Annotated in this window: 8 protein-coding genes and 1 pseudogene; 5 read left to right on the forward strand and 4 right to left on the reverse strand. The window is 45.4% G+C overall.

Going from position 1 to position 10,415, the window contains the following annotated elements; all coding sequences use genetic code 11:
• Nucleotides 1–315: 315 nt before the first annotated feature.
• The 3 genes and pseudogenes from thrB to yutH form a co-directional block, all read right to left on the reverse strand.
• A pseudogene (thrB, locus tag JCM19039_RS20800) lies at nt 316–1,271 on the reverse strand (homoserine kinase).
• On the reverse strand, nt 1,237–2,577 hold the full coding sequence (locus tag JCM19039_RS20805; RefSeq protein ID WP_042430954.1) for a homoserine dehydrogenase: 1,341 nt from the start codon (nt 2,575–2,577) through the stop codon (nt 1,237–1,239). Before JCM19039_RS20805 ends, thrB begins: the two are co-directional and overlap by 35 nt.
• Before the next feature lie 124 nt (nt 2,578–2,701).
• Nucleotides 2,702–3,718, reverse strand: a complete 1,017-nt coding sequence (yutH, locus tag JCM19039_RS20810; protein ID WP_042430956.1) for a spore coat putative kinase YutH — start codon at nt 3,716–3,718, stop codon at nt 2,702–2,704.
• A gap of 124 nt (nt 3,719–3,842) precedes the next feature.
• On the opposite strand from yutH, the gene JCM19039_RS20815 reads away from it, so the two are divergent.
• Together JCM19039_RS20815 and JCM19039_RS20820 are read left to right on the forward strand one after the other, a co-directional pair.
• A complete protein-coding gene (locus JCM19039_RS20815) occupies nt 3,843–4,337 on the forward strand; it encodes a phosphatidylglycerophosphatase A (protein ID WP_042403093.1) in 495 nt (164 codons plus the stop codon).
• Nucleotides 4,338–6,345: 2,008 nt separating this feature from the next.
• A complete protein-coding gene (locus tag JCM19039_RS20820; RefSeq protein ID WP_042430959.1) occupies nt 6,346–7,110 on the forward strand; it encodes an SDR family NAD(P)-dependent oxidoreductase in 765 nt (254 codons plus the stop codon).
• Between the two features lie 27 nt (nt 7,111–7,137).
• On the opposite strand, the gene JCM19039_RS20825 is transcribed toward JCM19039_RS20820, so the two are convergent.
• Nucleotides 7,138–8,013 carry a LysR family transcriptional regulator gene (locus tag JCM19039_RS20825; RefSeq protein ID WP_042430962.1) on the reverse strand — a complete coding sequence of 292 codons (876 nt, stop codon included), beginning with the start codon at nt 8,011–8,013 and terminating at the stop codon, nt 7,138–7,140.
• Between the two features lie 110 nt (nt 8,014–8,123).
• On the opposite strand from JCM19039_RS20825, the gene JCM19039_RS20830 reads away from it, so the two are divergent.
• The 3 genes from JCM19039_RS20830 to JCM19039_RS20840 form a co-directional block, all read left to right on the forward strand.
• Nucleotides 8,124–9,188, forward strand: coding sequence for a citrate synthase/methylcitrate synthase (locus tag JCM19039_RS20830; RefSeq protein WP_042430965.1), 1,065 nt, complete (start codon nt 8,124–8,126; stop codon nt 9,186–9,188).
• Nucleotides 9,189–9,347: 159 nt separating this feature from the next.
• Nucleotides 9,348–9,716 carry a GntR family transcriptional regulator gene (locus JCM19039_RS20835; RefSeq protein WP_042430968.1) on the forward strand — a complete coding sequence of 123 codons (369 nt, stop codon included), beginning with the start codon at nt 9,348–9,350 and terminating at the stop codon, nt 9,714–9,716.
• Nucleotides 9,709–10,415: ATP-binding cassette domain-containing protein (locus JCM19039_RS20840; protein WP_042430971.1), on the forward strand; the 707-nt coding region annotated here is incomplete at its 3' end. The genes JCM19039_RS20835 and JCM19039_RS20840, both read left to right, overlap by 8 nt.

A 10,415-nucleotide genomic window follows, 5' to 3' on the forward strand; every position in this document is an offset into this window, starting at 1 on the left:
AATTGGGGTGGGCGGCGGGCATGAGATCAACCCTTTATGGTACGATTCTCGATGTTTTATAACGTCTACTACTGAAAATCTTACCATAGATATGTCTATGGTAAGATTCCTGCTAAATAAGAGTTCACACACTGGGAAAGGTGCTCATGGATCATCCATTTGTCACCCTTTACGCGTATGTGTTTTCGTTGATGAGTGATGGACGTCCAACGCTTTCGACCGGTCGATACTCTACCGATAGCATCCACATACATGCCGGGCACAACCGTAAAAAGCACAAGAACGATGTTATCTGTTCTTGTGCTAGAACTTATCTTATGATGAAAGAGCGATACCTAATGAATTCTGCTCTACAACCGCACCTTGGGCACACGGCTTCGCCGCCGTCACTTCATACTGCGGATAATCGATGGCAATCTGTTCAGCGATCTCTATTCCTTTACCAAAAGGCGCGAGGCTAGAATTGTTGGTCCTGCACCACTTAATGCCGCGCCGTAGACACCGTATGACTTGACGTCTTCAAGCGCTTCTCCTAGCCCTGGAACGAGTCCAGTTCTATACGGATGGTGATAACGGTCTTGATTCATCATCGTCCCCGCAAGTTCGTAATCCTCGGCAAGAAGAGCGGCGACAAGCACATTGGCACACGCACTGCCCCGAATGGCTTCCTTGTAATCAAGCTGATCTGGCAACACTTGTCGCGATTCAGAGGTTAGTAATTCCTCTGACGGGACCATAAGCACAAGGTCTAAACTAGGAATTTGCTGCAGTACGACTCGAGTAAATTGTTCGGTGTGCATGCCAACAGTCAATCCCCCGTACAAACAAGCACCAACGTTATCAGGATGACCTTCCAGAACACTAGCAAACCGGAGCTTCTCTTCACTCGTCAGCTGCAAGTCTGCCAACTGGTTTGCCAGTTCAATTGCGGCAATAATCGCTGCTGCTGAACTTCCCAACCCCCGGGCTAATGGAATATCTGAGTGCATATGCACGTGACAAGCGGGCAATTCTTTGCCTTTCGTAGCAGCAAGTGCTCGCGCCACTTTGTACACCATGTTCTTCTTGCCTTTAGGAATGTTCGCCAAGTGAATAGATGAGGATGTAAATTGCCATTCCTCTGCCGCATACACTTCCAAATGCAAATATCGACTTACCGCCAACCCAATCGAATCAAACCCTGGACCGAGATTTGCAGAGCTTGCCGGTACTGAAATCGTCATTAGTGGTTTGGCTTCAGACGATGGCAATGTCTTGTTCTTCCAAGACATTTACAACCCCTCCTTCCACACGATAATGATTCATCACCTTATCAACAACGTTGAGCCCATTCAATTCATCGATTAACTGGTCAAATACCCCACGTGTCGTCTCGTGCGTAACTATAACGACTTCGGCTATTTTTTCTTCCGTATCCAGTGGGCTTTGCATTAGCTTTTCAAAGCTTACTCCATGTGCTGTAAACTGTGAAGTAATCGTCTTAAAAGCACCACGGACATCTTGTGCGTACAGCCGTACGTAAAACTTTGCCTCTACATCGTCAACTTCCTTTACAGTCGCTCGTTTCACAACACTCGTATCAATTCGTGATGAACCACGAGAAATGACATGCCGGGCAACGTTAACAAAATCGGAGGCAATAGCAGATGCAGTCGGTAATGAGCCTGCACCAGGTCCGTAGAACATTGTCTCCCCAACAGCTTCCCCATAAACATAAACCGCGTTATATTCATCGTTTACCGAAGCAAGCGGATGGTCATTCGGGACAAACACCGGCTCGACAGATACTTCCAATTCACCTTCGTTACGACTTGCTAGACCAATCAGCTTCATCGTAAACCCTAGCTGTTTGCCGTAATCAATATCCTCAGGTGCAACACCAGTCATGCCCCTCACATACACACGGTCCAAATCAATGGATTCAGAAAAACCGAGGCGAGATAAAATAACCATTTTACGCGCAGCATCAAGGCCGCCGACGTCTGCGGTCGGGTCACTTTCTGCAAATCCCTTTTCCTGTGCTTCTTTCAACGCCTCGTCATACGTTAAATCCTCTTTTGACATTTTCGTAAGCATATAGTTTGTCGTTCCATTTACAATTCCGATCATTTTTGTAATGTGATCAGCGACAAGCCCTTCGTTTAACGTTCGCAAAATCGGGATGCCACCTGCCACACTCGCTTCATACAAGAGCAAGCAATTGTTCTCTTGTGCTTTCTTCAACAACTCTTCACCATGCAGAGCAAGTAAATCTTTATTCGCCGTCACCACATGTTTCCCTTGATTAAGCGCCGTCTCAATTAACTTTTTCGCTTCATCTATTCCACCCATTACTTCAATAATAATATCAATGTCAGGGTCAGTGACAACCTCTTGGCCGTCAGTCGTAAATTGCTCAATGGCAATGCGTTGATCTCTTTCTTTATGCGGATCACGAACCAGGACTTTGCGAACAATGATCTCTTCTGCCCCTGTTTTCGTTTGCAACTTCTCCTTATGGTGAGTGAGGATGTGCATCATCCCACTACCTACTGTACCTAACCCTAGCAGTCCAACCACAATTTGTTTGCTACTCATCAATGTCCACCCCTGTTCCGATCACTTGACTACCTCTCTTGTTCACTAGAGAAAAACAAATGTCTATTTAATATGGACATTATAGACCGAATAGGAGGACTTTACAAGGGGTAAACTTACATTTTCATGCGAAATTTCTTCGAGTAAACCACGAACCCGCGGTTGTTGAGGGTAAATGTTCCATCAAACATTGTGCGGTGTAACGTAAATACCGTTCTTCTTGGGCAAGCTCCCTTTCAAAGTTTGTAATGTCTGCTGAACGGTTCTCAGCATGCGTGCCTTCATTCATATAATGATTTTCAATCGTTTCGATATACGTAAGTGGAAGTAAAAGACGCGCACCGATGAGTGACCACGTTCCTTGAGAAAGTGTTCGACCATTTTGATACTCAGAAATAAAGGAATAGCCATCTTCAAATCGCCCTTCTCGATATTCCGCACGTAAGCGTTCACCGAGATCTCTAGCTGGGTGATCATACACAAACTCTAACGGCAGCTTCACTTGAGTCGTCCGTTCGTTTGTAGCAAACCAAGACTGATTGGAGAACCTTGTATGATTAATTGAGCCGTCATATGATTGAAGCAACGGCTCTCTTCCTTCTTCAACAAGCCACTGCATCGCCGTCTCTGCTCTTCCTAAATAATAAGGAAATGTGTACAAAAACTCCCGATCAAAATCGTTTTTCTGTCGCCGTGCATCCACTTGCTGATGCCAACTTTCAACCTGACCCATCCTCCGCTCCCAAATGTCTAACCACTGCCCTAAATAGTTTAAGTCAGGGACATTTGGCACCCAACCATGGCTGACGTCGTGGATATGGGCGAGTTGTCCTCCTTCTGTGAGAAATTCTCCAGCTCGCCGTTCATCTAATTGCGGCAGCATAAACACGAGTTGTTGCGCGCCATCAATCTTTGCCACGCTTCCCCCACCTACTGTATTTACAGGCTGGGCAATTTCTGCAACCCCTGCATTGTGCAGCTGTTTTGCCCACTCAAATTGAATAAGCATGCTGTCTTCTTGTCGAGAATAGGGTGTGACGAGATAAGAGTGACCACCAGCATCAAACCCCTCATATGACCCAAGTTGCCACCGCTCATCACAATGAAAACCGTACTGATCGTATATATTTCTTTCAAACATCTGATCACCTCCGCATATTCTTATATTCTATGATGAGGTGCACAAAGTTATTGATGATCCCGCACGTTTGTATTTCTCATATGAGGGTAAACATTACCATATAGATTAAAGGGGCGTTTTACACGTGAAAACACTATCCATTGAATTAGCCATTGAGCGGTTAGAGTCTAGAGGGGTGACTGTTGACGATATCACAGATCTCGTCTTTGATTTACAAACCCCCTATGTGGAGAATTTAACGAAAGCGACATGCAAATATAATGTCGTTCGCGTATTATCCAAACGGGAAGTGCAAAATGCACTGCTCACAGGAATAGAGCTTGATCAGCTCGCCGAAGAAGGCAAATTACAACAACCGCTACAAGACATCGTGGCATCCGATGAAGGGTTATATGGCATTGATGAGATCATCGCCTTAGCCATCGTTAATGTGTACGGTTCCATCGGCCTCACAAACTTCGGCTATGTCGATAAGATTAAACCTGGCATCATCGCAAAACTGAATGACCATGCTGATGGAAAGTGCCATACATTTTTGGACGATATCGTCGGTGCGATCGCAGCCGCCGCGTCCAGTCGACTTGCCCACTCAGAAGAAGGTGCTGAAGTACCGGACTAACTCTCCCTCGGCACAATGGTCACCTCTTCAACGTTGTCGCTGGCACCTACATGTTATTCTTGCAACATATAAGAAACATACTTTGTGTAAAGGCATAGATTATAAAAAGCACTTAAAAAGCGGACGTCCCATTAGAGGATATCCGCTTCTTTTATTCATGAGATATTCTAAATGGGTGGAGAAATCAATTCATTTAGATATTAATGAACTTTTGCGCTTGAGGTTGCGCTAGAACGGCCTATGTGTGATTTAAACTTTACAATTCTAAGTAATAACAATTACACAACGGGTCACGTCTGCTTCCTTAGCAAGCCATGCTCGTGGGAATTCCCGACATCCAAGCATACGAAGAGTTTGACTTTGTGTTCGCACCCGCTCTTTTCCAATGTTGAGGGATTGTTTACTCACAAACATCTCTAGCTGAAAACCATTTGGGGATCTTAGCAGGTGCGTGAGCTAGGTCACGCCCGAAACGATCTATATGAGTTGAACGAAAGAAATTCTTCAAGAACCCGAGAAAAGCTTGGGAAAGCGTGAACAGAATGAGAGAACTCGGTAACAGATTACCGGCTCACATGTACATCTTCGCCCTGAAGTACCCACATGATATCGGCGCGAGTCGCGCGAACCGAGTGCGGTTTCGTTTCGGCCCCGGCGGGGCCGACGTGTCGTTGGCACTTCAGCCTGGAATCTGCGCGCAAGTTGGAACAAACTGCGCGCAAGTTTGGCGAAATCGGCGCTAAAATCAGTGAGAAGCGCAAACTTGCGCGCAGATGGCGGAAACTTGCGCGCAGAACGTACGTTCATCTTACCCGCATGTGCCCCCACCCCCTGCGGCAACAGGTTAAGAGAACCATTCTTCGCATTTCCAAGCCAAAAACCTAGCATCCTGTCGGCGCGAGCCGCGCCGAACCGAGTGCGGTTTCGTTTCGGCCCCGGCGGGGCCGACGTGTCGTTGGCACTTCAGCCTGGAATCTGCGCGCAAGTTGGAACAAACTGCGCGCAAGATGGCACCCCGCACTGATCTCCCCCCACACAACAGCGCAAATCAGGAAATCTTACGTTCATTCTATATAGATCAGTTGAACGAAAGAAATGCACTGAACGCTGTGACCGAGATCGGTCTTTACGGGCAAACGCCTACCTATTAACTGTTGAAGTTCATCTCATATCGCAACGTCGTTGCCGATCGTTGTGGTCACTGCAAGGGTTGCGGACAACACGAAAAACGTTTGCCGAAGGGTAAAAAGTCATGACTCAGGGTCACCACCTGGCACAAGCATGTGATGACCTCTTACTTATGTGACAATCGAGCCCTCAAACCGGGCACTTTCGGCACGCAACTGTCACAAATCGCAATATTTGTGACAGTTGACACCGTTTATGTGCGCATTCACGTTTAAAATCATGATTTTCTTTCCCAAGTGTCACATAAATGAATATATGGGGCATTTGGACTTTTTTTCACACACCGAAGCGATGAGGTGATGTCGCCCTTATGCTCTGGGTGCATAGAAAACACGGTGGGCGCACTTTGTCCACCGATGTTGCACTTGTGCTCTGGAGTGCATAGAAAACACGGTGGACGATTTTTGTCCACCGATGTCGCCCTTATGCTCTGGAGTACAACCATCTGCCAGCAGCTGAAAGCACCAACAAACGGTTCACTTAGGAAACGGTTACGTTCATTCTATATAGATCGTTTTGCGCGATCTTTAGCTCCAACGGCGATATCGTTCGCTCATTTTTGGGAATTTCTAGGTGATTGGTGTTCTAGACCGATGTAGAACACGGCAGTTCACCTGATACTAGCTACTCTATGACTGTTCGTTTCTATACCGAACACCACCTTGTTTAGTCCGATTAACCTCAACCTCGAGCACACATCGGCTTCATGCTGATAGTGATTGCTTCTGATTCGATGTGGTTTTGAGCAGATTATTCGTATTATGTAAGCGGTATCGTTATGCTAAAAGGGCATCACCCAAATACGGAGGAGGCGTTATGAATGAAGGATCGAGTAGTGCTTATGACCGGAGGTGCGGGTGGCATCGGACAAGCTGTCGCTCACCGCTTCTTAGACGAGGGTGCAAAGGTTGTATTTGTTGATGTAAGTGCAGATTCATTAGCACGTGTTGAAGAAGGGCTCTCCGACACGAAAGATCGAATTCTTACGATTGAAGCCGATGTGACGAACGAGGACGATGTGAAACAATATGTCAAACAAACCGTCGAAACGTTCGGCAAAATTGATGTATTTTTTAACAATGCAGGCATCAATGGACCTTTTCAAAATATTACTGAACTCGAACTGAAAACCTTTAATCAGATTATGGATATTAATGTGAGTGGTGTATTTTTAGGGCTAAAGCACGTGTTGGCACACATGTTTGAACAAGGGCACGGAACAATTATTAATACGGCCTCTAACGCTGCATATATTGGCTCAGCAGGTATGGCCGGATACATTGCATCTAAACATGCTGTTGCTGGTCTCACAAAAACAGCTGCACTAGAAGCCGCCCCTCACGGTATTCGGGTGAACGCGGTTGCACCAGCTGCCATTGATACACAGATGCTTAAAGATATCCAAAACAACATTAACCCTGGAAAACCTGAAGAATCATCAGAAGCGTTAAAAGCCGGAATTCCTTTTGGCCGCTTTGGTTCACCGAAAGAAGTTGCTGAAGTGGTCTGGTTTCTAGCGTCTGATGCCGCTTCTTTTGTTACCGGTTCTATGTATAATGTGGACGGCGGTATGCAAGCAGACTAATTTTTATAAGGACATTGAGCATTCGCTCTATGTCCTTTCTTTCATAATTGTTAAAAATTCAGTCGCTTCTTCTGTCTTCTGCCCGTGCACGATATACGTACACACGAATGGCAACTCGAGTTCACCCAATTCCGCTTCCATTATTCTTCCTTCCGCAAGTTCTCTTCTCACAGATGATAATGGCAGAACAGAACACCCTAACCCTTCCTCAATAAAGCGCTTTGTTACATGAACTTGAGAAACACGCATTTGACGAAACGCTGGTACCCGTTGTTTGATTGCCCAGATGACGGTGTCCCAATAGCCAGGATGATTGTCTGTGATGAGCACGTGCCTTTCTAACGCTTCCTCGACTGTCACTGGAAGGCTTGTCTCTTCATCTCCCCCATCGTGAGGCAATACAAACCGTAACCGTTCCTTTTGTACAGGCTCACTTGTAATATGTAGAGAGCTATACGCTTGACGAGACAAACCAAGATCCACTTTTCCACTCTCCACTGCTTCGCCGATGTCGACTGATTCATAAACGCTTACGATCACTTCTGTGTCGGGGTAGGCTCTTGTATACATTTTCACCCAATATGGCAAATAACTTGAAGCAATTTGCGGAGATACTGCGATGCGTAATTGACGATAGTAGCCTTGTCGCTCACGCTCCATGTCAACGAGACCTTCTTCAAAAGAAGCGAGGATTTGTTCTGCGTGCTTTACATATTTACGCCCGTATGGGGTGAGCGTGACCGCTCTCCCTGATTTCTGAAACAACGGAACTCCTAACAAATTTTCAAGTTGCCGAATATGTACGGTCACCGTAGGCTGTGATCGATAGAGGCGTTCCGCTGTTTGGTGAAAATTTTGAAGGTGTGCTGCTGTTACAAACGTTTCAATCCATTGTATGTTCATCGTAGTATTCTTCCTTATTGATTAAATATATTAATCGGTTCCCAATAAATGATTTAATTTTCATTATACACGACTTCTTCTAAGATGAAAGAGAAAGGAGTGTATGAGAAATGAATAAAGGATTGGAAGGAATTGTTGTAGCTGAAACGACGATTAGTGATGTGGATGGTAAACAAGGAACGTTGTTGTACCGAGGAATACCTGTTGACGAGTTGGCAACAGAACGTTCTTTTGAAGACGTTGTCTATTTGCTTTGGAATGGATACCTTCCCTCAGAACAAGATAGCAAAGCATTTTCCGAACAACTAAAAGCAGCTCGCGAAATTCCCGAATACGCAATCACAATCATCGAACAGATGCCGAAATTTTTTACCACAATGGAGGTGTTGCGAACAGTCGTCTCCTCTATGTCCTCAACGTGGCCACCAACAACAGAAGACCAGATCAAGTTCGCTGCGTGTTTCCCGACCATCATTGCCTACACACATCGCGATAAGCAGGGGTTGCCGCGGATCCGACCGAACGCTCATTTAAATCATGTAGAGAATTACATGTATATGCTTACCGGTGAACGACCGGTCGCCACACAAGCTGATGCGTTAACCGCTTATCTTATTTTGACGATGGAGCATGGCATGAATGCGTCTACGTTTGCTGCTCGGGTCGTGGCTTCTACCGAATCAACACTCACATCTGCAATTACGGGTGCGCTTGGTGCTATGAGCGGACCATTGCATGGTGGAGCGCCAACTGAAGTATTGCAACTGATTGCTGATGTTCAGAACGGGGAAAGCATCGAGGAAGTGCTTCGAAACAAGCTTGAAAATGGAGAAAAGCTGATGGGCTTTGGTCACCGCGTGTACAAAACATCAGATCCGAGGGCAGAGGCACTAAAACGTCTGTTAGCGCGCCTACAAGACGATGATGATGCATTGGCGCAAGCTGTGCAGATTGAGCAAACGGCAACTGAGCTTTTACACGCGTATAAGCCTGGAAGAGCCCTTCATGTGAATGTTGAGTTTTATGCTGCAGCACTCATGGATACGCTCGCCATTGATCATGACCTCCTCACCCCTACCTTTTGCGTGAGTCGAATCACTGGATGGTGCGCCCACGTCCAAGAACAAGCGCAGAATAATCGGATCTTTCGCCCCGACCAAAAATATATCGGTTAAACGAGAGAGCCAGCTGAACTGCACAATTTGTGCAGTTTTTTTGATTACATAAAAATAACTCTAGCTAACAAAACTTAACATTGGACATAATCCGAAGCTCAGTGTATAGTTGATTACACAACTAATCAACTATACATCCAATAAGAAAGGGAGCATGCTGTGAAGGCGGTTTTTGATGATTCCAAGCCAATTTTTTTGCAGATTGCCGATATGATTCTAGAAGATATTTTGGATGGGACGTTACAAGAAGAAGAACAAATTCCATCCACAACAGAGATATCCTCATTTTATCAAGTAAACCGAGCGACCATTCAAAAAGGGCTCGCCATACTTGTGGAAGCCGGATACGTCTACAAGCAGCGAGGCGTTGGTATGTTTGTTGCCACTGGTGCAAATGAAAAGCTTCATGAACAACGAAAAACAGAATTTGACAAGATGTTCATCAAACCAATGATTGAGGAAGCCAGACGGCTCGAACTAAAAAAGGATGACATTTGGAAATTAATTATGGAGGGATATGATGATTAACGTTCATGATGTTTCTTTCTCTTATGGAAAAGAAACGATTCTAGATAACGTTCACTACGTAGAAACTGAACCTGCCATTGTTGGACTTTGGGGGCGTAACGGCTCAGGAAAAACAACACTGATGAAACTTATTGCAGGGCTTTTGCAACCAGATTCGGGTTCTTTACATGTGAACAAACAGATTCCGTATAACAACAATAAAGCGATGAACGATGTCGCCTTTTTGCAAGAAAGCCACCCATATTCGGACATATGGACGGTGAATGATGCGATGCACTTCGCCTCTTTGTTTAATGACAACTGGGACCAACAACTTGCCGACCAACTGCTCGAACGATTTGAGTTGCCACGAAAGAAAAAGGTACGTTCATTTTCTACAGGAATGAAATCAATGCTCACAATTGTCATTGGGCTTTCGAGTAAATCTCCGGTGACGATTATGGACGAACCGACAAATGGGTTAGATGCCCATATGAGAAAAGTATTTTTTGATATGCTCATTGAGACTCACGCTGAGCACCCGCGTCAAATTATGTTATCCACACACCATATTGATGAAATCTTACCTCTTTGCGAAAAAATCGTCGTACTGCACGATCAAACGATCATTCGCAACGAGCCGGTAGAAGATCTTGATCAAAAAGGCGTATACGTCACCGGTAATGCAAATGACATTGAATCGTTTTCTTCTGGGGCGTC

This window comes from Geomicrobium sp. JCM 19039 (assembly GCF_000698145.1).
Classification (GTDB): Bacteria; Bacillota; Bacilli; order Bacillales; family Marinococcaceae; genus Geomicrobium_A.